Source organism: Erythrobacter sp. Dej080120_24, assembly GCF_036322605.1.
Taxonomy (GTDB): domain Bacteria; phylum Pseudomonadota; class Alphaproteobacteria; order Sphingomonadales; family Sphingomonadaceae; genus Erythrobacter; species Erythrobacter aurantius.
This window is the reverse complement of record NZ_AP027262.1, coordinates 2,498,514-2,524,659: the sequence shown is the minus strand read 5'-3', so window position 1 is coordinate 2,524,659 and position 26,146 is coordinate 2,498,514. Positions and strand designations below refer to the sequence as shown.

The 26,146-nt window shown below is 62.6% G+C and carries 24 protein-coding genes; 9 read left to right on the top strand and 15 right to left on the bottom strand.

Annotation, left to right across the window (positions count from 1 at the left end; genetic code table 11):
• Nucleotides 1-74 precede the first annotated feature (74 nt).
• A complete protein-coding gene (locus AABA34_RS12085; protein ID WP_338302833.1) occupies nucleotides 75-512 on the top strand; it encodes a DUF1801 domain-containing protein in 438 nt (145 codons plus the stop codon).
• Nucleotides 513-518: 6 nt separating this feature from the next.
• On the opposite strand, the gene AABA34_RS12080 is transcribed toward AABA34_RS12085, so the two are convergent.
• From AABA34_RS12080 to AABA34_RS12055, 6 genes are all read right to left on the bottom strand, one after another.
• The gene (locus AABA34_RS12080) at nucleotides 519-1,268 is read right to left on the bottom strand and encodes a molybdopterin-dependent oxidoreductase (protein WP_338302832.1); all 750 of its coding nucleotides are present in this window, start codon (nucleotides 1,266-1,268) and stop codon (nucleotides 519-521) included.
• On the bottom strand, nucleotides 1,261-1,941 hold the full coding sequence (locus tag AABA34_RS12075) for a cytochrome b/b6 domain-containing protein (protein ID WP_338302831.1): 681 nt from the start codon (nucleotides 1,939-1,941) through the stop codon (nucleotides 1,261-1,263). The genes AABA34_RS12080 and AABA34_RS12075 overlap by 8 nt, the downstream gene beginning before the upstream one ends.
• Nucleotides 1,938-2,714: an SDR family oxidoreductase gene (locus tag AABA34_RS12070; RefSeq protein ID WP_338302830.1), complete on the bottom strand. Its 777-nt coding sequence runs from the start codon at nucleotides 2,712-2,714 to the stop codon at nucleotides 1,938-1,940. The genes AABA34_RS12075 and AABA34_RS12070 overlap by 4 nt, the downstream gene beginning before the upstream one ends.
• A 62-nt stretch (nucleotides 2,715-2,776) precedes the next feature.
• The gene (locus AABA34_RS12065; protein ID WP_034954409.1) at nucleotides 2,777-3,262 is read right to left on the bottom strand and encodes a glycine zipper 2TM domain-containing protein; all 486 of its coding nucleotides are present in this window, start codon (nucleotides 3,260-3,262) and stop codon (nucleotides 2,777-2,779) included.
• Between the two features lie 136 nt (nucleotides 3,263-3,398).
• Nucleotides 3,399-4,037 carry an MOSC domain-containing protein gene (locus AABA34_RS12060; protein ID WP_338302829.1) on the bottom strand — a complete coding sequence of 213 codons (639 nt, stop codon included), beginning with the start codon at nucleotides 4,035-4,037 and terminating at the stop codon, nucleotides 3,399-3,401.
• A gap of 157 nt (nucleotides 4,038-4,194) precedes the next feature.
• The gene (locus AABA34_RS12055) at nucleotides 4,195-4,791 is read right to left on the bottom strand and encodes a class I SAM-dependent methyltransferase (RefSeq protein ID WP_338302828.1); all 597 of its coding nucleotides are present in this window, start codon (nucleotides 4,789-4,791) and stop codon (nucleotides 4,195-4,197) included.
• Nucleotides 4,792-4,902: 111 nt separating this feature from the next.
• On the opposite strand from AABA34_RS12055, the gene AABA34_RS12050 reads away from it, so the two are divergent.
• Nucleotides 4,903-5,421, top strand: a complete 519-nt coding sequence (locus tag AABA34_RS12050) for a hypothetical protein (RefSeq protein ID WP_338302827.1) — start codon at nucleotides 4,903-4,905, stop codon at nucleotides 5,419-5,421.
• Here AABA34_RS12050 and rlmN read toward each other — a convergent pair.
• The 5 genes from rlmN to AABA34_RS12025 are packed head-to-tail and all read right to left on the bottom strand — an operon-like array spanning nucleotide 5,418 to nucleotide 10,009.
• Complete coding sequence (gene rlmN, locus AABA34_RS12045) at nucleotides 5,418-6,656, bottom strand: 23S rRNA (adenine(2503)-C(2))-methyltransferase RlmN (protein WP_338302826.1); 1,239 nt, start codon at nucleotides 6,654-6,656, stop codon at nucleotides 5,418-5,420. The two genes, AABA34_RS12050 and rlmN, sit on opposite strands and share 4 nt — an antisense overlap.
• A 37-nt stretch (nucleotides 6,657-6,693) precedes the next feature.
• Nucleotides 6,694-7,098, bottom strand: a complete 405-nt coding sequence (locus AABA34_RS12040; RefSeq protein ID WP_338302825.1) for a VOC family protein — start codon at nucleotides 7,096-7,098, stop codon at nucleotides 6,694-6,696.
• The gene (locus AABA34_RS12035; RefSeq protein WP_338302824.1) at nucleotides 7,095-7,574 is read right to left on the bottom strand and encodes an invasion associated locus B family protein; all 480 of its coding nucleotides are present in this window, start codon (nucleotides 7,572-7,574) and stop codon (nucleotides 7,095-7,097) included. Before AABA34_RS12035 ends, AABA34_RS12040 begins: the two co-directional genes overlap by 4 nt.
• On the bottom strand, nucleotides 7,567-8,049 hold the full coding sequence (greB, locus tag AABA34_RS12030; protein WP_338302823.1) for a transcription elongation factor GreB: 483 nt from the start codon (nucleotides 8,047-8,049) through the stop codon (nucleotides 7,567-7,569). Before greB ends, AABA34_RS12035 begins: the two co-directional genes overlap by 8 nt.
• Nucleotides 8,050-8,062: 13 nt before the next feature.
• A complete protein-coding gene (locus AABA34_RS12025) occupies nucleotides 8,063-10,009 on the bottom strand; it encodes a lytic transglycosylase domain-containing protein (RefSeq protein ID WP_338302822.1) in 1,947 nt (648 codons plus the stop codon).
• A 103-nt stretch (nucleotides 10,010-10,112) separates the two neighbouring features.
• Here AABA34_RS12025 and dapA point away from each other — a divergent pair, with 103 nt between their 5' ends.
• Together dapA and AABA34_RS12015 are read left to right on the top strand one after the other, a co-directional pair.
• Nucleotides 10,113-10,994 (top strand): 4-hydroxy-tetrahydrodipicolinate synthase, encoded by an 882-nt coding sequence (dapA, locus tag AABA34_RS12020; RefSeq protein ID WP_338302821.1) that lies wholly within the window; start codon nucleotides 10,113-10,115, stop codon nucleotides 10,992-10,994.
• The gene (locus AABA34_RS12015; RefSeq protein WP_338302820.1) at nucleotides 10,991-11,794 is read left to right on the top strand and encodes a hypothetical protein; all 804 of its coding nucleotides are present in this window, start codon (nucleotides 10,991-10,993) and stop codon (nucleotides 11,792-11,794) included. The genes dapA and AABA34_RS12015 overlap by 4 nt, the downstream gene beginning before the upstream one ends.
• A gap of 16 nt (nucleotides 11,795-11,810) precedes the next feature.
• Here AABA34_RS12015 and AABA34_RS12010 read toward each other — a convergent pair whose 3' ends face one another.
• Nucleotides 11,811-13,550: an amidohydrolase gene (locus AABA34_RS12010; protein ID WP_338302819.1), complete on the bottom strand. Its 1,740-nt coding sequence runs from the start codon at nucleotides 13,548-13,550 to the stop codon at nucleotides 11,811-11,813.
• A 23-nt stretch (nucleotides 13,551-13,573) separates the two neighbouring features.
• Nucleotides 13,574-14,644, bottom strand: coding sequence for a succinylglutamate desuccinylase/aspartoacylase family protein (locus AABA34_RS12005; protein WP_034954390.1), 1,071 nt, complete (start codon nucleotides 14,642-14,644; stop codon nucleotides 13,574-13,576).
• A gap of 86 nt (nucleotides 14,645-14,730) precedes the next feature.
• Between AABA34_RS12005 and smpB the strand changes: the two genes are divergently transcribed.
• From smpB to alaS, 5 genes are all read left to right on the top strand, one after another.
• Nucleotides 14,731-15,213 carry an SsrA-binding protein SmpB gene (gene smpB, locus AABA34_RS12000; RefSeq protein WP_338302818.1) on the top strand — a complete coding sequence of 161 codons (483 nt, stop codon included), beginning with the start codon at nucleotides 14,731-14,733 and terminating at the stop codon, nucleotides 15,211-15,213.
• 224 nt (nucleotides 15,214-15,437) lie between these two features.
• The gene (locus AABA34_RS11995) at nucleotides 15,438-15,971 is read left to right on the top strand and encodes a DUF2062 domain-containing protein (RefSeq protein ID WP_034954866.1); all 534 of its coding nucleotides are present in this window, start codon (nucleotides 15,438-15,440) and stop codon (nucleotides 15,969-15,971) included.
• 129 nt (nucleotides 15,972-16,100) lie between these two features.
• Nucleotides 16,101-18,512 (top strand): response regulator, encoded by a 2,412-nt coding sequence (locus AABA34_RS11990; RefSeq protein ID WP_338304738.1) that lies wholly within the window; start codon nucleotides 16,101-16,103, stop codon nucleotides 18,510-18,512.
• A gap of 156 nt (nucleotides 18,513-18,668) precedes the next feature.
• Nucleotides 18,669-19,724, top strand: coding sequence for a recombinase RecA (recA, locus tag AABA34_RS11985; RefSeq protein ID WP_034954387.1), 1,056 nt, complete (start codon nucleotides 18,669-18,671; stop codon nucleotides 19,722-19,724).
• 258 nt (nucleotides 19,725-19,982) lie between these two features.
• Complete coding sequence (gene alaS, locus AABA34_RS11980) at nucleotides 19,983-22,649, top strand: alanine--tRNA ligase (protein ID WP_338302817.1); 2,667 nt, start codon at nucleotides 19,983-19,985, stop codon at nucleotides 22,647-22,649.
• A gap of 34 nt (nucleotides 22,650-22,683) precedes the next feature.
• Here alaS and AABA34_RS11975 read toward each other — a convergent pair whose 3' ends face one another.
• Together AABA34_RS11975 and AABA34_RS11970 are read right to left on the bottom strand one after the other, a co-directional pair.
• On the bottom strand, nucleotides 22,684-24,435 hold the full coding sequence (locus tag AABA34_RS11975) for a cation:proton antiporter domain-containing protein (protein ID WP_034954385.1): 1,752 nt from the start codon (nucleotides 24,433-24,435) through the stop codon (nucleotides 22,684-22,686).
• Between the two features lie 31 nt (nucleotides 24,436-24,466).
• The gene (locus tag AABA34_RS11970; RefSeq protein ID WP_338302816.1) at nucleotides 24,467-26,110 is read right to left on the bottom strand and encodes a bifunctional GNAT family N-acetyltransferase/carbon-nitrogen hydrolase family protein; all 1,644 of its coding nucleotides are present in this window, start codon (nucleotides 26,108-26,110) and stop codon (nucleotides 24,467-24,469) included.
• Between the last annotated feature and the right edge of the window lie 36 nt (nucleotides 26,111-26,146).

The following is a 26,146-nucleotide window of genomic DNA, read 5'->3' as shown; positions in this document are numbered from 1 at the left end:
TTTCCTGCCCTCGGTGTGGCGCGGCATGTGTTATGCTGTCAATCCGGGAGTCGGCACGAAGGGGGAAAGCGATCGTGGCAGAGGCAAAGACCGTTCCTACCAAGGCATCGGTTGATGAATTCATCAACCGGGTCGAACCGGCCGCCAAGCGCGAAGATGCACGGGTTCTGTTGGAACTGTTCACCAAAGTCACCGGTGAGCAAGCGCAGATGTGGGGGGACAGCATCATCGGCTTCGGCACCTACAACACCACCTATGCCAGCGGGCGAGATGTAACCTGGATGCGGAGCGGTTTCAGTCCACGCAAAGCCAAGCACTCGCTTTATCTGATGGGCGGGTATTGCGACGAAATCGCGGCCAGGGATCGTACAGCGGCGCTTGAGCGGCTCGGCAAGCATTCCACGGGCAAGTCATGCCTGTACATCAACAAGCTGTCGGATGTTGATCTTGGCGTTCTGGAAGAGATGATCGCTGCGGACTGGGCAACGATGGCGCGGATCTATCCGGAATAGCGAGGATCAGATGCCAGCATACCACTGGTAATCGCCGACATCTTCCCAAAAGCCACCTTTGCCGCCGTATATGTCGTCAAAGCTGGTCACCGCTTCGATCGCGGTAAGGTATTTGGCGTGCTTGTAGCCCAATTGCCGCTCGATCCGCATTCGCAGGGGCGCTCCATTTTTCTCTGGCAGCGGCTTGCCGTTCAACTGGTGTGCGATGATCGTCTGCGGGTGGTAGGCATCGACCATGTCGACACTTTCGTAATAGGCGCGGCCGTAAAGCGTGTCGGCGCAACGGAAGACGATGAACTTTGCCTCTTCACGCAAACCTGCCTTGTCCAGAAGCGCTGACAATTGCGGCCCGGTCCATTCGGCAATCGCGCTCCACCCTTCGACGCAATCGTGGCGGGTGATTTGCGTACGCTGGGGCAGGGCGCGCAGATCGTCGAGCGAAAGGCTGAGCGGATTGTCGACCAGCCCGCTGACGGTCAGCCGCCAATCCGGAAAGCCTTTCGACAACTGCTCGCGATAGGCGGGTGTATCGACGCTGATTGATCCGTTGCCGCGGATGTCGGGTGAACGGTCTTCCGGCGAATACTCGCGCGCCAGCGCCTGACGCTGGGCAAGTGCGCGATGCATTGTGCGGTGCAAGCCTTCTGCCGCGTCGAACAGATCGCCTGCCGGACCGGTATCCGCAATTTCGGAACAGGCCGCCATCGGCAGTGCGGCCATCCCGGCGAGCAGCGTGCGGCGTGTGGTTTCAGCCATAGCGCGGTGTCTCCTCATCCAGCGTGCCGGTGATCATCGCCTTGCGCTGACGGCGCTGGCCGGGAGCCATGGCGAGCGCGACATGGCCAACGGCGAAGGCGAACAGCGTCCATGCGGTGATGAAGTGCAGGCTGCGCGCACTCTGGCGTCCGCCGAGCGCATCGACCAGCCACGGCGCGGCAGGCTCGAAGCCCGGGCTGATCGCGAGCCCTGTGAAGATCATCATCGGCAGAAGCAGACCCAGAACCACGCCATAGGCGATGCGTTGCAGGCTGTTGTAGCGGCTCCCATCCTCGGTCCCGCTGCCAAGGTGCATGGCAATGGCTTCCCGCCAGGCTGCGAACGTCCAGTCGCGCGGCCCGGTTGCGATGTCGCGCCAGAAATGGCGATTGATCAGGCTGGCGATCCACATCACGAGGAGGCCGAGTGCGAAGATCCAGGCGAATGTGTTGTGCCAGTCCCGCGCCTCCGCAAGGTCATATCGCTGGGGGATCGTCGCCCAAGCGGGAAAGCGGACGACCGTGAGCCAGGCATCGGCCGGATCAAAGCCGTAGTCGCCCCAATACAGGTAACGGTGCGCGTTCGAGATATTGAGGCCCGACATGAACAGCACCACGAAAGCGAGCGCGTTGATCCAGTGCCAAAGGCGGGTGGTCCGCGCGTGTCGCTTCACTGTCCCGCCGCCTTTTCCCGTGCGAGGTAGATCACGTCGCGATCCTGCGACAGCAGATGCTGGCCGCTGTCGATGAACAAGGTCGATCCGCTTTTCAGGGTGCCGCTCGCAAGGAACAGTGCCGCCTCGGCTATCTCGTCCGCCCCGGTCTTGCGCTGGAGCAAGTTGAGGCGATGCGAGACCTCAGTCTCCTCCTCGCTCTGGTCATGGCTCGCAAGGATCGCGCCCGGAGCGATCCCATAGATGCGCGCATCTTCAGGCGCCGCCTGTGCCAGCATCGGGATTGTAGCGGCGAGCGCGTGTTTCGACATGGTGTAGCTGAAGAAGTCGGGGTTTGGGTTTTCCAGCTTCATGTCGGTGATGTGGATCACACTGCGGACATCCGCGCTGCGGGCGCTTGCGATGAAGGCCTGTGCCATGACGGCAGGGGAGAGCGCGTTGACTTGCATTGCTTCCCTGTTCGTTGCCGGAAGCAGATTGGTTGCATCGTCGTATTCGAAGATCGAAGCGGAATTCACGAGGCACCGCCAGTCGGGGAGGCGCGAAGCGAGATCCGCGACCATTTGCCGGGCGGCGATATCGTCTGCGAGATCGCAGGCGATGATCTCGGCACTGGGAAGTGTCTGCGCCAGCGCGCGGGCTTCTGTGTCGGAGCTTTTGTAGTGGATCACCACATGCCATCCGGCGGCGGCAAACCGTTTGACGATCTCGGCTCCGATCCGGGTTCCGCCTCCGGTGACAAGAACGGCGGGTAGGGGCGCTGTATCGGGCATAGGCCTGCCTCCTATCAGCGCCCCGTGTCATTGCACAAGTCCAAGCGATGGCGGGGGCATCCTCAGCGGCAACGCAGCTCGCGCCGGTCGATCTCGCGGCCCAGCACCGCACCCAGCGCACCGCCCAGCAGGGTGCCGACAGTGCGGTCACCGCGCGTGTCGATGGTGCGGCCGAGCAGCGCGCCGACACCTGCGCCGATCACCAGCCCGGTGGTGCCGTTGTCACGCTCGCAGTAATAGTTGCCGTCCCGCCCGCGCCAGATGCGATCACGATGGCCGATCCGGCGGGGCTCATGGTAGCGCCCTCGGCGATCATAGATGCGATCGTCGCGATAGTGGCGACCCCGGCGATAGCGGCGATCATCATCGTCCCAATCATCCCAATCGTCATAGCGCACGGTCGAGTAGGCATCATAGCCTGCGCCATAGGGTGCGGCGATATCGGCCACCGATCCGGGGGCCAGCATCAGTGAATGGTCAGCGGCGGCGGCCGGGGCGGCGATGGCTGCGAGCGATCCTGCGGCGGCAATCATTGCAAGGGTCTTCATCGGTTTGTCCTTTCCGGCCCTCTGTGGGCACGACCCTTTTCGTTCAGTAAAGTCGAACCTTGGATGAACGGTTTGTTGGCAAAGCTGACAGGGAGACAGGCCGGGCAATCGGTGCGACGGGCTGATCCCCAAACGCTCAACCGAGCTTCGTCCTGGCGCGTTCGCGCAGTCTTGGCGTGAGCGCTGGCATGGCCTCCAACTCGGCCAGATCATCGCGGCTGGCCTTGCCCGCCACCAGCGCCATGAAGACGCGCTGGACACTCCAATCGACCTCTCCGATTTCGACCCGCTCCAATGCGTCGCCCGCCCGCACATCGCCTGTTTGCAGCACACGGAAATACCAGCCCGATCGCCCCGTCTCGATGATCCGCGCGACCATGCCCTTGTGGCCGAAACGGTGCTCGATCTTCCAGCACGGCTGGCGCGGTTGGCTCACCTCGATCAGCGCGCTGCCGAGGCGAAAGCGATCACCGATATGGACATCGCTTTCCATCAGGCCGCGCACCGCCAGGTTTGACCCGAACGCCCCCGGTTCATCCAGCAGGTCGCATCCGCCCAGCTCCGCTTGCCAGAAGGCATGGTGATCGAGCGGATAGAGATGCAGCGCCATTTCCGGGCCGCCATGCACGCGCCTGTCAGCCTGTTCGTCGGGTGCAAGCCCTTCCTCCAGCACCTGCACCACGCCTTCGCGCGGGCGCTTGGCGATCGCGCTGGTTTCCACCCCGTTGAATGGGCGGGCGGTGCCGGTGCAAACGGCTTCGACCGTGTGCTTCATGGCGCCCGATTCCCTACAGGATGGAACAGATGGAACACTGTCCTGGAGGAAAAAACCTCGGCCATTTCCGACAGGCGGAAGGCAGGTGCGGCAAGGGGAGGGGAAGTTGTCATGCCCCCGTTTCAGCACAAAGCCACGGGGTAGGAAAGCGCGCGGCTCAATTCCCCCGGCGCACCGTCAGCCCGATCCAGTCACGCTCGGCCCCGTCGGAGCCTTTCCCCGCGAAGATTTCTTCCTCGACCCATTCGAACTGCGCGCCGCGATAGGTATCGCGCAGCCAATCGGCGGAAGGAAAATTGTGCAGCCGGCCAAGCCCGTCGCGGCTTTCGCCATCGCCCAGCTTGTAGCTGGCATAATGCAATCCGCCGGGCCTGAGCGCGCGATACACCGCCGCCAGCACTCCGGGCAATTCGGCCTGCGGGCAATGCAATAGGCAGGCGTGCGCCCAGACCGCCTCATACTCGGCGTTTGCCGCCAACTGATCGAACCGCATCAACCGCGCGTCGATCCCATGCCGTTCCTTGGTCTTGGCGACCATCGCCGGAACACCATCGGTCGCATCCAGATCAAACCCGCGCTGCGCGATCCGGGCCGAATCCCGGCCTGCGCCACACCCCAGTTCAAGCACCCGCGCACCGGGCGTCAGCCGATCAAGAAAGGCGTCGAGGTGACGGCTGGGCCCGATCGCCGGATTGAATGAATAGAACGGGGCTTCGCTCTGGTAGAATTCGTAGGTTTCGCGGTCGATGCTCATTGCTTTTTCGCTTCTTCAAGCTCGCGCGCCAATCACCCAGAGGGACCCGCGCTTTATATATTTCATAGACTTGCTACAGATACCTAAAACCAGAAGAGAGGGGCCGAACAGATGAATTCACGATTTGCCACGGGCGCGCTTTGCGGTGCTGCACTTGCAATGAGCCATTTTCCGGCAGCCGCGCAACACAGTTTGCGCGATTTTCAGGCTGCCGGACAGTCGGATGTCAGGGCCACGGCATCCGTGACCATACCGCTTGGCGGCGCCCGAAATGCCGACGATAACGCTCCCCGGCTGGATTTCGCTCTCGCTAACCGGACATATCAGACCCGCGACAATCAGACGGACTTCCGCCCTAATTCGGTTGACGATCCCGCATGGGCGCAAAGGCGCGCGCAATTCTCCCTGACATTGCAGCAAAATCCTCGTTTGCTCGTGAATGGCGAAAGGATCGCAACCTTCGGGCCACGCCTGAACGCGGATGAGGATTCCGGATCGAACAAGGGTGGGGGCGGCAACACCGCGCTTTACGTGGTTGGCGGCCTTTTGGCGTTTGGCATTGTCGGGACCGTCATTGTTGCGACCGATGTCCGCGATGCAGTGTCGGACGCGATCGGTCCCGAAGATTAGAGCTCGGCCGAAGCGGCGGCTTCACGATCCCGCTGCGCGCGCGATTTCTTGGCCGCGGCGGTTTTCAACTGGCCACAGGCCGCGTCGATGTCACGCCCGCGCGGGGTTCGCACAGGCGCGCTGATGCCGCCTTCGAACACGATGTCGCTGAACGCCTTGATCCTCTCAGGCGTAGAGCATTCGTAATTGGCGCCCGGCCACGGGTTGAACGGGATCAGATTGACCTTTGCCGGCAGGTTGAACGCCTTGAGCAGTCGGACAAGCTCGCGCGCGTCCTCGTCGCTGTCGTTCTTGTCCTTGAGCATCACATATTCAAACGTGATGCGGCGGGCATTGGATGCTCCGGGATAATCGGCGCAGGCCTGAAGCAGGTCTTCGATCCCGTATTTCTTGTTGAGCGGCACGATCTCGTCGCGCACTTCCTTGCGCACGGCATGCAGCGACACGGCAAGGTTCACGCCGATTTCCTGCCCGCAACGCTCCATCGCCGGAATGACGCCACTGGTGGAAAGGGTGATGCGCCGCTTTGACAGGCCGAGCCCGTCGCCATCCATCACCAGATGCAGTGCATCGCGCACATGATCGAAATTATACAGCGGCTCGCCCATGCCCATCATCACGATATTGGTGAGCAGGCGGCCATCGGCGGTATAATGCCCGGCGTCTTCTTCGCCCAGATCGTTCATCCGGCCTTTGGGCCATTCGCCCAACGCATCGCGAGCCAGCATGACCTGGCCGACGATTTCTCCCGGCGTCAGATTGCGCACCAGACGCATCGTGCCGGTGTGGCAGAATGTGCAGTTGAGCGTGCAGCCGACCTGGCTCGACACGCACAGCGTCCCCCGGTCCGCATCGGGGATGAAGACCATTTCGAAATCGTGGCCGTCATCGGTCTGGAGCAGCCATTTGCGCGTGCCATCGGTGCTGTGCTGCGCTTCGACAATGTTGGGGCGACCGATCACGAAGCGTTCCGCCAGCCACGGGCGCATCGTCTTGGCGATATCGGTCATCGCCTCGAATTCGGTCACGCCGCGGTGGTACAACCAGTGAAACACCTGCTTGGCGCGCAGCTTTGCCTGACGCGCGTCGAGACCCGCTTCCTCGAACAGTTCGCGGATGCGCGGGCGGGGCAGACCGATAAGGTCGATACGGCCATCGGCGCGAGGCGTGATGTCACGCGCGACAGGTACCGGGTCAACCTGCCCGGGGATGGTCATGAGGGTCGTGTCTGCCATGATTGGCGCGGCATATAGTCGCGCAGGGGCCGGTTGACTAGCCTTTGACGTGGGGGTGCGAGGTAAGGTCCTGCCCGAACATCACCCGGTGGCCGTCCGGGGTGCGAACCCCGAATTCTCGCATGTCCCATTCCTTGCTCTCGGGAGCGCTCAGGATGTCGGCCCGATCGTGGTCGATCTCGGCGTAGTAGGCATCGATGTCATCGAACTCGATATAGCCGAAATACTGGTGATCGCCGAGGTCGCCCGGAGGGATCGCATCGGGGCAGGATCCCAGCATGATCATGCAGCGTCCGCGCTTCACGAAAACCCAACCGCCAAGATCGCGCAGGTCATCGAATTTCATCACATCGACCCACCAGCGGGCGGTGGCCATTGCATCGGGAACCGCGAGAACAAAGTTCATCGCGGTGATTTCCGGACGGGCTGGCGTGTCGTTCATCGCGCGGCGCAACCGACAACGGCGGCGTCAATCGCGGTTGCGGCTCCTGTCAGGTCATAGCGATCAGTAAAGCGGCTGCCGTTGGAAGCGCGGGCCGAAACGCTCATGCGGGATGCGGATCGCAGCGCGGCGACGATGGCGGCATCCATGCGGGCATCCTGCGCCCATGCGTTGCGATCATTGGCCGGCAGGGCAAAACGGCGATCGCCGATAGTCAGCGTCGCTTCCTCGCCATCGCGCACGCTGCGCGACAGGCGGAAATGCACCTGTCCGCGCACGTTCTGGCGCGGCCAGTTGGAAACGCTGGCAAAGGGTTGCGCGTCCCCGGCATTGGACGGTTTGGCGATGGCATAGCAACGCAGCGGGCTGTCATCGCGAAACGCACCCCAATTGGAATAGACCCCAAGGCTTTCTTTCGCAGCGAGCGGCGCTGCAAGGGTGACCGCGATCATGCAGGCGATAGCGGCCCTATTCATAACTGATCGCCATAACTTCCCATTCCTTGACGCCGCCGGGCAGGCGAACCGTGCGGACGTCGCCGATTGTCGCACCTTTCAGCGCCTTGGCAATGGGGGAGGACCAGCCGACGCGACCTTTTCCCGCATCCTGCTCGTCGTCCCCGACAAGGGTCACGGTCTTGCGATTGTTATCCTCGTCCGCGAGTTCGACGCTCGCGCCGAAGAACACCCTGTCCTTGTCCGGCTGGTTGGCAGGATCGACAATCCGCAGCGCCTTCATCCGGCGGGCGAGGTAGCCCAGTTCGCGGTCGATCTCGCGCATGCGCTTGCGACCATAGAGGTAATCGCCATTCTCGCTGCGGTCGCCATTGCCTGCAGCCCAGCTGACGATCTCGACGATTTCCGGGCGTTCCTTGCCCAGCAGGTGATCATAGCGCGCCTTGAGGGCGGCCATGCCGGCGGGCGTGATCGGTGGTCCCTGACGCGCTGACACGTGTGTACGCCGATCAGGGCAGGAAAGTATCGATCGTGCGCGGCAGCCCCGCTTCGCGCGGGTACATGTGCGAATAGGTCACCGCATTGCCGAGCACGCGCATGATGTAATAGCGGGTCTCGAAATTGGCGGGGATCTTCTCGACCCAGGTCACCCAGTCGATTTCGCCGCGGCGCGGATCGCCGTTCATGCGCAGCCACTGGTTCACGCGGCCCGGCCCGGCGTTGTAAGCGCCGACGGCCAGAGGATAGGCCCCGCCGTAATAATCCATCATCCGGGCGAAATAGGCATCGCCCAGACGGATGTTGTAGTCGGTGTCGCTGTAGAGGCTGGCCGACATGTATTGCATGCCCAGCTTGCCCGCCTGTTCGCGCGCCGTGCCCGGCATCAGTTGCATGAGGCCGCGCGCGCCCGCATGGCTTTGGCGGGTGCGGTCGAATTCGCTTTCCTGGCGGCTGATCGCGTGCACCATCGTCCAGTCGTTGACGACCGGGGTGGGATGGGTGGGAAAGCCGATCCGCTCAAAGCCCTTAAAGCCGTTCGCGCCTGCTTCCATGCCGATGACGACGGCCATTTCCTTGAGGCCCGTCTCCGCTGCAAGCTGGTTGACCATCACCAGTTCTTCCGGAGTATCGGCGCTTTCCCCGATTGCCTGGAAGAAGCGCCGCTCGGTGCGCCAGTCGCGGCGGTTGGCGGCCATGTTGCGGATGGCGCGGACGAGCGGGCGCTGCTCGAACTCGGCGCGGGTGGCGGGGTCGATCTGCAGCTGCGGCAGTTCGGCAAAGCCCGGCATCGGACGACCCAGCGCGGCGAGCGAGAGCTGCCCGTAATAATAATGCGGGAATTCCGCCGCCATTTCGAAATAGCGGTTGGCGTCCTCGCTCAATCCGGCCTGACGTGCGGCGCGTCCTGCCCAATAGAACCCTTTTGCCCGCGTCAGGGGCGTGCGCGCGGCCTTGCCATATCGCAGGAACATCTGCGCGGCGGAGGCTCCGTCATTCAGCCGCCACAGCGCGTTGGTCCCGCCCATCCACATCAAGTCGGTGTAGCGATCGCGCAGACCGAAGGAGCCTTGGGAGATATCCGTGCCCGGCGCGAAGAGATCGTCGATCTTCATCGCGATCCGCACCGTGTCGGTCGCGCTCGCAGCTTCGGCAACGGCCAGCATGTCCTTTACCATCGCATCCGGATCGAATGCGGGGGCAGTGAAGGCGCGGCGATTGGCCAGCAGGCTGATCGCCGCCTGCGTATCGCGGCGCGAGCGGTGGTAATTGAGCAGGTTGAAGACGAAGCCCGCGTCGTTCATCGCGGTGGCGGGAACGGTCAGGTCGGCGCCATAGGGCGTTTCGCCGCGCACCAGCGAAAGCCGCGCCCGCGCCAGTTCGCGCGCGGATTCGGGGATGCGGTCGAGTTGGCGCTCCGCCGGGCCGGTTTCCCCCTGCCACAACAGCGCGTCCATCCGCGCCATTTGATCGTCAGCGGAGAATTGCGCACCGAACATGCTCAGCATGTAGGCTTCGGCGGTTTCGCTCATCGAACCGCCGCGCCACGCCTCGCGCGCCATACCCTGCGCCTCTTCGCGCCGCGCACCGCCCAGCATCAGCGCATACAGCGCTCGCCCGTGATTGGTCAGCGGCGGCATGGCATCGAAAAACCGCAGGACATCAGCCTGCGAAGGCGATTCCTTGTCCAGCGTCGCCTCGGCACGCAGCCGGATCGTTTCGATGCGGGGAAACTCGGGATAGGCCAGCGCAAACCCGGCATAGTCCGAAAAGCCCAGCTCGCGATTTTCCTGCAACATTTCCCAGCGCGCGATCGCGGCGCCGATTTCGCTTGGCTGCGTCGCGACAAGATTGCTGCGCTGAGGCATTTGCGCGGATGAAGGCGTCGAAAGCGCTCCCACCGAAGCAGCCGCAAGGGCGGCGATGGCAATCGGACTGGAGAGCAAATTTCTGGCCATGCTGGACATAGTGCCGATGGGTTCCTTATCTGGCGCTTAACAAGGTGCGCGAAACATTTTGCGCGGCTATGATCCAGTTATTGTCTGACACGGGAATAAAGCAATGTTCAGCGGTTCCATACCCGCTCTGGCGACTCCTTTTCGCGACGGATCGTTTGACGAGGCGGCTTTTCGCAAGCTGGTAGACTGGCAGATCGACAACGGCAGCGCCGCTCTGGTCCCCTGCGGCACCACGGGTGAAGCCTCGACCTTGTCCAATGCGGAGCACCACCGCGTGATCGAAGTTTGCATCGAACAGGCTGCCGGACGCGTTCCGGTGATCGCCGGTTGCGGATCGAACGACACGCGCAACGCGCTGCTGCACATGAATTTCTCGAAGAAGGCGGGTGCTGCCGCCGGGCTGTGCGTCGCGCCCTATTACAACCGCCCGAGCCAGGCGGGGTTGATCGCGCATTTCAGCTTCCTTGCCGAAAACAGCGACCTGCCTATCGTGCTTTACAACGTGCCGGGCCGCACTGTGACGGATCTGGAGGACGAGACGGTGGTGGCGCTGGTCAATAAATATCCGGACCGGATCGTCGCGATCAAGGACGCGTCGGGCGATCTTTCGCGCGTGGCCGATCACCGGATGGGTATCGGGCGCGATTTCTGCCAGCTGTCGGGCAATGACGAATTGTGGCTGCCGCACAATGCCGCCGGGGGCAGGGGGGCGATTTCGGTCACCGCCAATGTGGCGCCCGCGCTTTGCGCCGAATTCCAGCAGGCGATCAACAACAACGAACTGAAGCGCGCACGCGAGTTGAACGACCGCCTGTTCCCGCTGCATTACGCGATGTTCGCCGATGCTAGCCCCGCGCCGGTGAAATACGCGCTCAGCCGCGTGCACGACTGGTTTTCGCCCAGCGTGCGTCTGCCGCTGGTCGAATGTTCGGATGCCGCGAAGAAGGCCGTGGATGATGCGCTGGCGCACGCGGGCCTGATTTGAGGCTGGCGCTGCTCTCGGGTGCGCTGGCGGTGCTGTCGGCGCAGCCTGCGCTGGCCGATGTGGTTCCTTACGATGAGGAGGCACTGGAGCTTGAACAGTGCGACGAGTTCAATACTCCTCCGAGCAAGGACGAACTGGACGCGCTCGAAGCCACAGGCGTCACAGACCGTTACGTTTTTGAATGCGAGATTGACTGGATCAGGACCGAGCGCCTGCTCCAACCGCTGCTGCCGCTGATCGGGGAGCAGAGCTACGCCAATTACGAGCGACCCGAGGAAAGCAACAGGACCGTCGCCATCCGTTTGGTGACGGTGGCATACAGCGCGGTCTCCTTGGTTCGTTCGGTCGAGTGCCACATGGGCAACGATCCTCAATACAGTTACCGCAGCGCCGCTATCGGCGGCATAGCGCGGACGGCGCTGCTCTGGCCTGCCGACAATGACGAAGAGCGCGGGCTTTACCAGATCGAGTTATCAGCCTCCGACTGCGATTATTTGTTCAATACCATCAAGAACCACGATCCATTCGATATCGAACACCGCCGCCCGTTCGGAAATCCGATCTTGCCCGATGGCCAGATCATTCTGGTCCACGGCTACAGCTTCATGGAGTTCATCGACGATTGGGGGGAATACGGCATAATCATTCGGCCTGGTATTCATGGACCGGGGTCGCGGGAATCCGAAGTTTCGGAGCGAGTGCTGAAGACTCTGGTCGGATATTTTGCGCATCGGGCACAGTACGAAGGGGTCAAGACCGACCTGCCGCCCTTCGAGGGCGAGGAAGACCCGGAAAAATGATGCGCTGTATACGGCTCTAGGAGTCCGCAATCCGCCCTTCGAACACGGTCGCGGCAATCGGCATTGATTTGAGCGCGTCGAGCGGTGCTTGCGACGGGTCATCCTCCAGCGCGATGAAGTCCGCTTTCTTGCCCGCTGCCAGTGATCCGATAGTTGCCTCCTGTCCGATCACCTGCGCCGCACCGATGGTGATGGCGCGCAGCGCGTCGTCGCGCGTCAGCTGTTCGGCAGGGGCGCGTACGGTGCCGTCTATCCCTTCGCGTGTCTGGGCGATCCACGCGAGGTAGAAGGGATCGATTGGCGCCATGTTGAAATCGCTGTGCAGGCCCAGCGGCACTCCGCCGCGGGCCAGCGTGCCGAGCCGGTTCATCGTCGCCGCACGATCCGGACCCAATCCGTGTTCGGCATAGGCGCGGCCCAACACGCGGATATAGTTGGGTTGGGCCGAAACCATCAGCCGCAACGCCGAACGCATTTCCGCAATCCGCAGCGCCTGCGCTTCGCTGCAATAGCCGAGGTGTTCAAGCGTGACCGATTGCGCCGCGCGCGGAGCAAGGCGGGCGAGCGTCTCGAGCACGACTTCGGCCCCTTCGTCGCCATTGACGTGGATGTGGAGCGAAAAGCCCGCGTCCCACAATCGCTCTGCCTGTTGGCGCAGCAAATCCGGTTCGGTGATCCACTTGCCTTCGTGCCCGTCGCTGTAGCCGGGAGCGGCGATGCGCATGTTCTGCGCGAAGAACGCTCCGTCGGCGAGCAGCTTTACGCGGCGATCCAGCCCGACATTGGCATTGGTAAACCGTGCCCGTTTGTCTGCCAGCCAACCGTCGATATCATCGATCGCCATCAATTCGCCCGCGATTGGCATCAGCATTGCCCGCGCGGTGCTGTCGGGCCGGCCAAAGTAGCGCGCGATCAGGCCGGCTTCGATATCGAAGCTGGCGAAAACGCCGGTCGCCATATCGCTGGTGGTGGTCACGCCGCGATTGCGCATCATGCTTGCCAGATGCGCGAAACCCTGGTCGAGTTTCTCCGGGGCGAGCAGCGCGCCGCGCAGCCGGTCAAGCGCCAGAAGCAGGCCGGTTTCGGAGAATATCCCCTGCTCGAAACTGCTGTGTTCCGGGTTGGCATGCGTCGCGGCCAGCGCGGCGGCAAAGCTTTCCGCAGAGCCAAGGCCGATCCGCGTGAGCGCAGCCGAGTTGGCAATGATTTCATGAAAGCTGCGCTGCCAGACGAAGACCGCCCGATCAGGCGCGATCTCGTCCAGCAATGCCTTGTCGCAGGGACCGTGAAACAGTTCGTGATGGCCCCACACGATCAAGGGGTCAGCCGGGTAAGAGCGCACCATCTCGGCGAGCTTTTCGCGCCATGTCTGCTGGCTTGAAGTTCCGGGCCAATTGCCGCTCGGCAAGTTCCAGTCGTCCGGGGCCAGGAACGGCAGGTTCAGCATCACCGCCGATTGCATCGGGTGAATGTGTGGATCGATCAGACCGGGGAACAGCACCTTGTCGGCGAAGCGCCGGTCAACATGGACTGCGGTACCGCCAGTCCATGGCGCAAGCGCGTCGAGGCTGTCGGCAAGACCAAGGATCATCCCGCCCGATACCGCCATGAACCGCGCCGTGGGCAAGGCGCGCTCCATCGTGAGAATCCGGCGCGCTTCGAAAACAGTCACAGGTGCAGGATAGGCGGAGGCTCGGCCTGCAAGCGCGGCGCTCGCGGCGAACCCGGCCATAGCGGCGCGGCGGGTCAATATCATGTCAGCTCTCCCTGCCGGGGCTTCTAGATCACCTCATCCTCGTCCAGCAAGGTTTCGGCAAAGCCTTCGGGTTCACTGGCGTAGATCGCGTCGGCGATGCTCTCGATCCGCTTGCCCACGCGCTCGGCATGGTCGACGCGGGCGATGTGGAACAGTGCCTCGCCCTGATGCACCACAGGAAGCGTTGCGTGGCCGATGATCAGGCCGTCGCAAGGGCTGACGATTTCCTGCGGTTCCTCACCGAACAGCCCTGCCACGGCCGCCAGCAGGTCGCCCTTTTTCACCGCATCGCCCGATTTGCGCATCCGGTGGGTGACGCCGCCCCTCGGGGATCGCACCCATTGCGTCTTGTTCGAGCGGGCCGGCACGCCGACTTCGGTAAGGCCATCGTCCGCCTCTATCATGCCGAGATGCGCGAGCACGCGTTGCACCCCGTTCACGCCCGTTTCGATCGAGAAGCGATCAAACCGCAGCGCCTCGCCCGTTTCCATCAGCAGCATTTCGACCCCGTGCTCCGCCGCGAGCGATCGCAGCGCGCCATCGCGCAGGGGGCTTTCGATGATGATCGGCGCACCGAACGCCATCGCCAGCTCGACCAGACGCCTGTTGCCTGCGGCAATGCGGATCTGGGGCAGGTTGTAGCGGTGGACGGCGGCGGTGTGGATATCGATGCCTAACGATGCACGGCTCACCACCTCGGTGAAGAATACATGTGCCAATTGCCCCGCAAGCGATCCCGAAGCGTTGCCGGGGAATGATCGGTTGAGGTCGCGCCTGTCGGGCAGGTAGCGCGTATGGCTGAGGAAACCGAAGATGTTGGCGACAGGAACCAGCATCAAAGTGCCGCTGAGTGTTTCGGGCGAAAGGTAATTCGCGATCCGCTGGATGATCGCGGTGCCGACGATTTCATCGCCATGGATCGCCGCGCTGATGAACACCACCGGCCCCGGTTTCGCCCCGTGCAGAACCCGCACCGCCAATTGCGAGCTGTAACCTGTGGCCATGGTGGTGATGGGTATGCCGATATCGGCCTGCGTGCCGGGTGCTATCGATTGCCCGCCGATTTCGAATGGTTGAGACTCGACCTCGCTCATTTCCCAATTCCCCCCAAGGCCCGGTGATTGCGCCGCAAACCCGCTGCTTGGCAAGCGCGAATTGGAGCCCTATCTGCACGGCCATCATGGCCCGGCCCAAACCAGAAACCTTCGACAAGCAGAAAACCGTCGCCGAAAACCGGGGTGCGCGGTTCGATTATCATATCGAGGACAAGTTCGAGGCGGGTCTGGCCCTGCAAGGGACCGAGGTGAAGGCGCTGCGCGCAGGGGAGGCCACCATCGCCGAAAGCTATGCCGAGGTGCGCGATGGGCAGGTTTGGCTGATCAACGCCAACATTCCGGAATACAGCCACGGCAACCGGCTTAATCACGAGCCGCGCCGCCCGCGCAAGCTGCTCCTGCATGAGCGCGAGATCAACAAGCTGTTCGGCGCGGTCGAGCGCAAGGGCATGACGCTGGTTCCTCTGTCGATTTATTTCAACAGCCACGGGCGGGCGAAAGTCGAACTGGCGCTGGCCAAGGGCAAGCAGGCGCACGACAAGCGCGCGACCATCAAGGATCGCGATTGGAAGCGCGACAAGGCCCGGCTGATGCGCGAACGCGGGTAATTTTCTTGGGTTTTTCATGAAAAGGTCCGGGCCTTTCGGTTAACCCGGTGGTCAGACGAAAAGTCGTATCCATATAGACATTATGGTGGCTCCCGTTTCATCCCCTTCGCGACGCTTGTATTCGCCCCGCGTGAAGCGCATGGGCGCTGCGTGATATGGCTACCAAGCAAACTCGCGAGTCGGGTGGTAAGAACACCATGGCTGCGGACTGGATCCGCAAGAACATGCCCAAGCGTGAGGAGATGGCGCGCAACAAGTATCTGCGCCCGATAGCCCACCGCTTCCTTTCCCCGGAATTGTGGCGCTTTACCCGCCGTTCCGTCCCGCGCGGGGTGGCGCTCGGCCTGTTTGCGGCTTTCATCATTCCGGTCGGGCAGATTTTCATTGCTGCCTTCCTCGCGCTCCCGGCGCGGGCCAACGTGCCGCTGGCGGCGCTTACGACCTTCGTCACCAATCCGTTCACGCTGGCTTTCTGGCTGGTGGTCGCCAACCGCGTTGGTGCCTTCATCCTGCGGATCGACGCGGCCACTGCCGGGGTCGCGACGGAACAGTTGGAAAGCGGCGCGTGGCAGTGGATCATCGACGCCTTCGAAGTCGCAGGGGTTACCGTTGTCGGCTTTGCGGTGCTGGCTGTGATCACCTCAGCCGTAGGTTATCTGCTCTCCAGTGCGATCTGGCGCGTGATCATTGCACGCAAGCGGGCAAAACGCTTGAAAGGCATTGAAGACCGGCTCGACCAGAGGCTCAACCCCAAGTAGTCTTGCCGCTCAGGGTCAGCCCGGCCCGGTTCGCCTATTGAGACGGTATTGATCGTGAGTTCCGAAATCGCAGAAACACCATCCGGCGATACTTCGGCAAGGAACGTCCTTGCTGCAGTGGCTGCGGCCATGGTGGTGAGCACCGCGATCATCTTTCTGACCACTTCGAGCCCGGTTGCCGCCGCAGTATATGGCTGTGCGCTTGCCGTACTGCTGCTCGGCGCGTTCACGTTCGAGCGGATGCAGGCAAGGCCGGCTGAAGCGGAACTCTCGCCGCCGGACTGGTCGGTAACGGTTGCCGCGATCGAGGATCGGGGAAGCGCGATTGCGATTACCGATCGGGCCAACCGGCTGGTCTGCGCCAATTCGGCCTATGTCGAAGCCTTCGGCGCAGGCAGTGCGCCGCCTTCGCTTCCGCTCGACCGGCCTCAGCTCGAAATCCTCAGCCGGATCGCCCGCATCGCCTGGCGCGATGGTTCGGATCAGGTCGACACGCTTGAGGAAGGTGCGGAAACCGGATGGAGTGTAGAGGCCGTACGAGCCGGGCGGGGTGATGATCACCTGATCTGGCGCTTCAACCGGATCACGGCGGCCAAACGCGATCTGCTTTCGGAACTCGATCTGTCAGGCCCGCTCGGCATCGCTCTGAGCCGCGCCGGGATCGAAACCGCGATCACCCGGCCTGACGGCATCATCCGCAGTGTAAGCGCCGGTTTCGCCGAGCGCGCATCGGGAGACGAAGCGGCGACGCTGGCGGGTCAGGATTTCGCTTCGATGCTGAGGGCTGATGATCGTGACCGTATCTTCTTCGCCCGCGAAGGGCGTGGCGGGACCCCGCAAACGCTGATCGACGTGCCGCTGTCTGAGCCTCCGCAAGCGGGTGTCGTGCCGGGTCCTGACGATGGCACATCGCTAATGCTGCTGGTCGACAGCGGCGTTGGCATCGGCAACGGTTGGGACAGCGCCTCGCATGCCGGTGTCGCGCAGCTGGAGGCGCTGCTGGCGCAATTGCCGCTGGGCCTTGCCATGACCGATCGCGATGGCCGCTTCCTGTTCGGCAACGACGCATTCCTGCGCTCGGTTGACCGGGTGGAGCGTGGCCTGCCGCCATTCCCGACCGATCTGGTCGTACGCGAGGACAAAGCAGCGCTGTCGGACGCGGTACGCCGTCATGGGCGCGGCCCGGCAACCAGCGGCGACATGGCGGTGCGGCTGGTGTTCCAGCCCGACGAGCCGGTTTCGCTCGGCCTCGCCGGGGTTCGCGGGCTGGGCGAGGCCGCTGTGCTGTTGAGCCTGACCGATTCTTCCGAGGAAACCCAGCTTAAGCGGCAAGTCGCCCAAGCGACCAAGATGCAGGCTGTGGGCCAGTTGGCGGGCGGCGTCGCGCATGACTTCAACAACGTCCTTACCGCCATCATCGGCACTTGCGATCTGATGCTGCTGCGGCACACGCCGGGCGACAGCGACTATGACGACATCCAGCAGATCAGGGCCAATTCCAACCGCGCTGCATCGCTCACCCGTCAGTTGCTCGCATTCTCGCGCCAGCAGACCTTGCGGCCCGAAATCCTGCAATTGCCCGATGTCGTCAGCGAGGTAAGCCCGTTGATCAAGCGGCTGCTGGGTGAAAAGATCAGCTATCACGTCCAGCATGATCGCAATCTGGGGGCGGTACGGGCCGATCCGCAGCAGCTTGAGCAGGTCATCATGAACCTTGCCGTGAACGCGCGCGATGCGATCAACATGAATGGCGCACAGGGCGGCCCGGGCAATCCGAAGGGCGAGGGGCGGATTTCGCTGCTCACCCGCAACATCACGGCGCGCGATTCGGTCAAACTGGGATCGGAAATCCTGCCGCCCGCCGATTACACGGTGCTGATCGTGCAGGACAATGGCGGCGGCATTCCTCCCGAAGTCATGCCCAAGCTGTTCGAGCCGTTCTTTACCACGAAGGAGCAGGGCAAGGGCACCGGGCTCGGCCTGTCGACTGTTTATGGCATCATCAAGCAATCGGGTGGCTTCATCTTTGCCGACAATCTGACTGACGGTGCAGGCCGGCCTACGGGCGCGCGCTTCACCATCTATTTCCCGGTCCATCACGGCGAGGCGCCGCGGCGCAAGGAAGTGGCTGTGCCTGAGGAGTCGTCCGAATGGTCGGTTGGCGGGCGCATCCTACTGGTCGAGGACGAGGACATGGTGCGCGTCGTGGCGGAACGCGCCTTGTCGCGGGCCGGGTATGAAATCACCGCCTGCCCGGGCGGCGAAGAGGGACTTGCCGCAATTGCCAAGGGCACCGAATTCGATCTGGTGGTGAGCGATGTGGTGATGCCGGGGATGGACGGCCCGACGATGGTGCGTGCAATTCGCAAGCAACGGCCGGATATCCCGGTGCTGTTCATGTCGGGCTATGCCGAGGAAAACCTGCGCAGCGAGATCGACATTCCCAACATGCACTTTATCGCCAAACCATTCAGCGTCGCGTCGATCAGCGACAAGGTTGGATCGGTGATGCGATCGGCCAAAGCGGGCAAGCGTTCCTGATAGCGGGATATACCGCGCGAAAAAATTTTTGTTCCACTCTTGTTCTTGTGGAACAAATCAGATACATGAACTCCAACAGGGGGCGCCATACGGGTGGCCTCAATGGCCCGGTTAAAACTCGATAACTGGCCCTAGGCAAGCGAAGGAGTGCATGCGATGGCTACGCAACTTAAGCTGGTAGAAAAGGAAAAAGACGTGGACCGTCAAAAGGCGCTCGACGCTGCGCTTGCACAGATTGATCGGGCTTTCGGCAAGGGTTCGGCGATGAAGCTGGGCCAGAAGGAAGCGATGCAGGTCGAAGCGATTTCGACCGGGTCGCTGGGCCTCGATATCGCGCTCGGTGTGGGCGGCCTGCCCAAAGGCCGCGTGATCGAGGTATATGGCCCGGAAAGCTCGGGCAAGACGACGCTGGCGCTGCATGTCATTGCCGAAGCTCAGAAGGCGGGCGGCACTGCCGCTTTCGTCGATGCCGAACACGCTCTGGATCCCGTCTATGCCAAGAAGCTGGGCGTGGACATTGACGAGCTGATCGTCTCGCAGCCCGATACGGGTGAGCAGGCGCTCGAAATTACCGACACGCTGGTCCGCTCGAACGCGGTGGACGTGTTGGTGGTCGATTCGGTCGCGGCGCTTGTTCCCCGCGCCGAAATCGAGGGCGAGATGGGCGATTCCCATGTCGGCCTCCAGGCGCGGCTCATGTCCCAATCGCTGCGCAAGCTGACCGGATCGATCAACCGTTCGAAGTGCATGGTGATCTTCATCAACCAGTTGCGCATGAAAATCGGCGTGATGTATGGCAACCCGGAAACCACCACTGGTGGCAACGCGCTCAAGTTCTACGCCTCGGTGCGCCTCGACATCCGCCGCACGGGCCAGATCAAGGATCGCGACGAAATCATCGGCAACACCACCCGCGTCAAAGTGGTCAAGAACAAGGTGGCCCCGCCGTTCAAGCAGGTCGAATTCGACATCATGTACGGCGAAGGCATTTCGAAGATCGGCGAAATCCTCGATCTCGGGGTGAAGGCCGGTGTGGTCGAGAAGTCGGGCAGCTGGTATTCCTACGACAGCATCCGGATCGGCCAGGGCCGCGAAAACGCCAAGGTCTATCTCAAGGAGAACCCTGAAATTTGCGACAAGTTGGAAGCCGCCATTCGCGGTAAAACCGACGAGGTTGCCGAGGAGATGATGACCGGTCCGGACGCGGACTGACGACATCGGCTCTTCAAGCGGGCAGGTCGGAGCCTTCGGGTTCTCCTGTCCGGACAAACGGAATACCGGCGCAAGTCATCCTTTCCCCGAGGATCGCGGCTTGCGCCGGTTTTTCGTTGGGTTGCTGCCTGGCGCGCTGCCGATCAGTTGCGCATTCCCGCCACAAGCCGGGCCTTGCCGCCACAGCGTTCGCCCGAATGAACCAAAACGCGCTGCTTTCGCTTGTCGCTCCGCAAAGCATTGCCTAACTGCGTTTCCATGACTTCGACAAACGATATCCGCCGGTCCTTCCTCGACTTCTTCGGGAAGGAAGATCATGCCCAGATGCCGAGCGCGCCGCTGGTTCCGTACAACGATCCCACGCTCATGTTCGTGAATGCCGGGATGGTTCCGTTCAAGAACGTGTTCACCGGCCTCGAAACCCCGCCGGCACCGCGCGCCACATCCTCACAAAAATGCGTTCGCGCCGGAGGCAAACACAACGATCTCGACAATGTCGGCTACACGGCACGGCATCACACCTTTTTCGAGATGCTCGGCAATTTCTCGTTCGGTGACTATTTCAAGGAACAGGCGATCCTCAATGCCTGGAACTTGCTGACGCGTGAGTGGGGCCTTCCGGCGGATCGGCTGACGACAACTGTCTATCACACCGATGACGAGGCGTTTGACCTCTGGCGCAAGATTTCCGGCCTTCCCGAAGACCGGATCATCCGGATCGCGACCAATGACAATTTCTGGTCGATGGGCGACACCGGCCCGTGTGGCCCGTGTTCGGAAATTTTCTACGATCACGGCGATCACATTCCCGGTGGTCCTCCGGGAAGCCCGGACGAGGATGGCGATCGCTTCATCGAGATATGGAACCTCGTGTTCATGCAGTTCGAACAGGCTGCGGATGGCACCCGGACGAACCTGCCCAGTCCTTCGATCGACACCGGCATGGGCCTCGAACGCATCGCCGCCGTGATGCAGGGCGTGCATGACAATTACGATACCGACACCTTCAAAGCACTGATCGCCGCATCCGAGGGACTAACCGGAGTTGCCGCTCAGGGTGAGCACACAGCTTCGCACCGGGTCATCGCCGATCACCTGCGCTCGACATCCTTCCTGATGGCGGACGGGGTGCTGCCTTCCAACGAAGGTCGAGGCTATGTGCTGCGCCGGATCATGCGCCGCGCCATGCGCCACGCGCATATCCTGGGTGCCAAGGAGCCTCTGATGCACCGGCTTGTTCCGGCACTCGTGACCGAGATGGGCCAGGCTTATCCCGAGCTCCAGCGCGGCCAGGCACTGATCGAAGAGGTGCTGCTGCGCGAGGAAGCGCAGTTCCGCCGGACGCTCGAAAAGGGTCTGAAGTTGCTCGACGAGGCGACCGCTGACATGTCGGCGGGCGGCGAGCTCGACGGGGAAACCGCTTTCAGGCTCTACGACACCTACGGCTTCCCCTACGATCTGACCGAAGACGCGCTGCGCGTGCGCGGCATCAATGTCGATCGCACCGGTTTCGACGAAGCCATGGCCCAGCAAAAGGCGGCGGCACGCGCTGCATGGAAGGGATCGGGCGAGGCGGCATCGGGTGAAGTCTGGTTCGACATCGCCGAGCGCGAAGGCGCGACCGAATTCACCGGCTACAGCGCCACAGTCGGTGAAGGCACCGTGGTCGCCTTGGTCAAGGACGGCGCCGAAGTCGGCAGCGCGGGCGCGGGTGATTCCGTCGTCATCCTGACCAACCAGACCCCGTTCTATGGTGAAAGCGGCGGGCAGACCGGCGACACCGGTTCGATCACCAATCCTTCGGGCTTTTCGGCCAGTGTGACGGATACCAGCAAGCCGTTGGGACGCCTTCACGCGCACCATGCGACCATTTCGAGCGGAAGCATCGCTGTTGGCGACACGGTACAGCTGGCTGTCGATACCGCACGGCGCAGCCAGATCCGCGCGAACCATTCGGCTACGCACCTTGTCCATGCCGCGCTGCGCAATCAGCTTGGCGATCACGTGACACAAAAGGGTTCGCTGGTGGCTGAGGACCGTCTCCGTTTCGACTTCTCGCACCCCAAGGCGCTGGAAGCTGACGAGATTGCGGCCATCGAGGCCGAGGTGAACGCCGAAATTCTGGCCAATGAACCTGTCTCCACTCGCCTGATGAGCCCCGACGATGCCGTCGAGGCAGGTGCGCTGGCGCTGTTTGGGGAGAAGTACGGCGACGAAGTCCGCGTCCTGTCAATGGGGCGCGCCGGGAACGGCGGGCGCAATTACTCGGTCGAATTGTGCGGCGGCACCCATGTCCGTGCGACTGGTGATATCGGCCTGTTCCGAATCGTTTCTGAAAGCGCGGTTTCATCGGGCGTTCGCCGGATCGAGGCGCTGACAGGCGACGCCGCTCGCAACTGGCTCGTCGGGCGCGAGGAAATGCTGAAAGCCGCAGCAGGCGCGATCCGCGCCACGCCTGAGGAAGTTCCTGCGCGCATCGCCGCGCTGCTGGACGAACGCAAACGGCTCGAAAAGGAACTCGCCGAAGCGAAGAAGGCATTGGCGCTGGGCGGCGGCGCAGGCGCTGGCGGAGCAGCAGGGCAGGACGAAACCGTTGCCGGTGTGGCATTCAGCGGCCAGGTGATCGAAGGGCTCAACCCCAAGGAACTGCGCCCGCTGCTCGACGAGGCCAAGACCCGGCTCGGATCGGGCGTGGCGGCAATCGTCGCGGTTAACGAAGGCAAGGGCGCGATTGCAGCCGCTGTTACCGATGATCTGACCGACAGGTTCAGCGCGGTCGATCTGGTGCGCGCTGGGGTTGAAGCGCTGGGCGGCAAGGGCGGCGGTGGCCGTGCCGACATGGCTCAAGGTGGTGGCCCGGACGGAAGCAAGGCAGACGAAGCGATTGCCGCGGTCAAGGCTGCGCTGGCTTCGGTCAACGCCTGACGGTGCAGGCGAGCGATGAGCGCATCCGCGCTCGTCAGCTCGTGCGCAGTTTCGGTTTCTCGCTGAGGCCCCCTTCGACTTCGAGTTTTTCCCGGTACTCGTCGCGTTTGGCGTGGATCGAGGCGATCACCGGGCCCATTGCCACGCCTATGTCCACCAGCACGGCTTCCGAGAGTTGCAGCGAGCTTTCGAGGTTTTCCGGGACGGCATGGCTGGCCCCGGCGCGATAGAGCGCTGCCGCATGATCGGTATCGCGCGCACGCGCCACGATCAGCAGATCGGGATGTTCGGCCCGCAATTTGCCCACAAGGCGCTGCGCGAGGACGGGTTCGTCCATCGTCAGCACAAGAGCCGGAGCCTTTTCGATGCCGAGCCGGGTCAGCGCATCGCCCCGCGCGGCATCGCCAAAGGTTGCGCGGTATCCGTCGCGTTTGGCCCGATCGATCAGATCAGGATCGGAATCGAGCATGACATAGGGTTGATCGTGCGCGACCATCATGTCCGCGATCAAGCGACCTACGCGGCCACCGCCGATGATGATGGTGCGGGCTTCATCATTGTCTTCTTCGGGCAATTCCGGGGCCGCCTCCACCCGGCGCGCGATAACTCGGCCAAGCTTGGCGAGAAGCGGCGTCACCGTAAGCCCGATTGCGGTGACGATTTGCCAGAATTGCGCGGTTTCCGCGTCGATCACCAGCGCGCTTGTCGCCGCTGCCAGTACAATCAGGGTGGTTTCGCTGGGGCTGGCCATCAGCACGCCGGTTTCGGTGGCTGTGCTGCGGCGTGCGCCCATCAGTCTCAGAAGCGTTCCGGTGACGATCGCCTTGAACACCAGCACGCCCACGACGGCGCCCATGATATTGCCGATATCCGCCCAGATCGCCCGCAGATCGATGCTCATCCCGATGGTGATCAGGAACACGCCAAGGGCAAGACCCTTGAACGGCTCCATGATGGTTTCGACCTCGCCATGGTATTCGGTTTCCGCGATCAGAAGTCCCGCAATCAGCGCGCCCACGATCGGTGAAAGTCCGGTTGCTGCTGTGGCAAGGCTGGCGCCGATTACGACGAGGAGTGACGCGGCGAGGAACAGCTCCGGGCTTTTGGTCCGCGCTGCCTGGCTGAACAGCCGGGGAAGGGCAAAGCGCCCGACAATGAGCAGCAGCAGGATCACAATCCCGCCCTGGATCAGCGTGTCGGTTAATCCGCCAACGCCGTCGGCCTGCGCATTGGGCGCAAGCGCGCCGAGGATAAAGATGATCGGCACGATCATGATGTCTTCGAACAGCAGCATCGAGAGCGCCGCACGGCCTACCGGAGAACGTGTGCCTGAAATCGGTAGCACGATGGCGGTGGATGAGAATGCGAGAGCGAACCCAAGCGCCAGCGCCGCCGTGGAGTCCATCCCGTTGTAATATCCGAAGAACCCGGCAGAAATGCTGCCGATGATAAGCAGTTCAAGGCTGCCAAGGCCGAACACCAGCTTTCGTAACTGCCACAGGCGATTGAACGACAGCTCCAGCCCGATGGCGAACAGCAGCAGGATGATCCCGAAATCGGCAAAGGGTGTGAGGTGATCGGGCTCTGATATGGTTATGTGTCTGAGCCACGGGACCTGATCGACCATTGAGCCCAGTCCGAACGGGCCGACAAGGATGCCGATCAGGATGAACCCGATGATCGGGGTTATGCGGAAACGCGCAAACACGGGGATGACGATACCGGCCGATCCTAGGATCACCAGCGCGTCGGACATTACCGGAGAGAGGGTCAGTTCACCTGCCATGGCAATGGATTAGCCAGCAACCTGCGACAAGTCACCCACCTCCGTGACCATGACCACCAGCGGCGGTTCCAGGAGTGTTGGCGGCGCGTTCGCCAAGCGGATCGGAGATATTGCCGACCCGTTTGTCCCACTTGATGCGATAAAGGTCGAACCGGCGATCCGCGAGGTTCTGCACCGTCCCTTCGGCGCGGGCCCATTGCAAGTCGGAAAGGTTGACGTCGCTGATCGTCAGCGTTTCGACATTCTCGGACGCCTCCGCGGCGATTCCGTCGCGGGCGAAGGGGAAATCGCAAGGGGTCAGGATGCAGCTTTGCGCGTACTGTATGTCCATGTTGGCGACATTGGGCAAATTGCCGACATTGCCGCTCATCACGACATAGCACTGGTTTTCGATGGCGCGGGCCTGCGCGCAGTAACGCACCCGCATGTATCCCTGCCGACTGTCGGTGCAGAACGGGACGAAGATGATCCGCGCCCCTTCGTCGACAAGACGCCGTGCCAGTTCGGGGAACTCGCTGTCATAGCAGATCAGCACCCCGATCGGCCCGCAGTCGGTCGGGATCGCGTCGATGGTGTCGCCGCCCTTGATGTTCCACCAATATGCCTCGTTCGGGGTGGGGTGGATCTTCTCCTGCGCGTAAACCGATCCGTCGCGCAGGCAGACATAGGCGACGTTGTGGATGTCGCCGTCGGGCATGCGCGTGGGGTGCGATCCGCCGATGATGTTGATGTTGTAGGCGAGCGCCATTTCCGAAAGCGCGGTGCGGATGCGCGGGGTGTATTCGGACAGCGCCTCGATCGCTTCGAGCGGGGAGAGCTCGTCTTCCTCCGCGCTCAGCAGCATCAGCGTGAACATCTCCGGGAAAACGATGAAATCGCTCTCGTAATCCGATGCTACATCAACGAAGTACTCGACGCTCTTCATGAATTCGTCAAAGTCCTTCACGGCCCGCGCCTGAAGCTGGCAGGTCGCGATCCGCACCCCTTCTACATCGCGCGGCAGGCGATGTTTGCGCGGCGCGTCGGCATCGACATAAGGGTTGCGCCAGACCATGCGCACAGCGTTGCCCCGGCTCGCCTTGTCCTCCGGCAGGTATTTGGGAAGGATGCCCGCGGGTTCGAAGCCATTGGCCAGCTGGAAGCGAAGGACGGGATCGTGGACTTTCCCTTCCATGATCAGGTCGAGGTATTCCTGCGGTGTTTCTGCACGGTTGCTCTTGCGCCGTTTGGCCCGCGCATAGCCCGGCATACGCCCACCGAACACGATGCCGGTGAGGTCGAGCCTTTCGGCGAGCGCACGGCGTTCCTCGTAGAGCCTCCGTCCGAGCCGCGTTCCGCGCACCTGCGGATCGACGCAGAGTTCATAGCCATAAAGCCAGTCCCCGGTCGGATCGTGGCGCGAACCAAAGCCGTTGCCGGTCACTTCGTCCCAGGTGTGATCAGACAGCGCCACGCGTTCATCGAGCCGCATCGAGGCGCAATAGCCGACGATTTCCCCGTCCAGCACCGCGACGAAGCAGCCTTGGGGATAGTTGTTGATCTGCCCCCGGATCTCCCCCTGCGTGTAAGCGGGCAGATCATCATAGGCGCGGCGGACGAGATCGCCGATGGCGCGCACGTCCTTTAGCTTTGCCTGCCGGATTTCGAGCCGGGCCTTGCTGCGGGTCTGGGTCATGTCGGGGTCCTCAAAAGCGCGAAGGGCGGCCTGCTC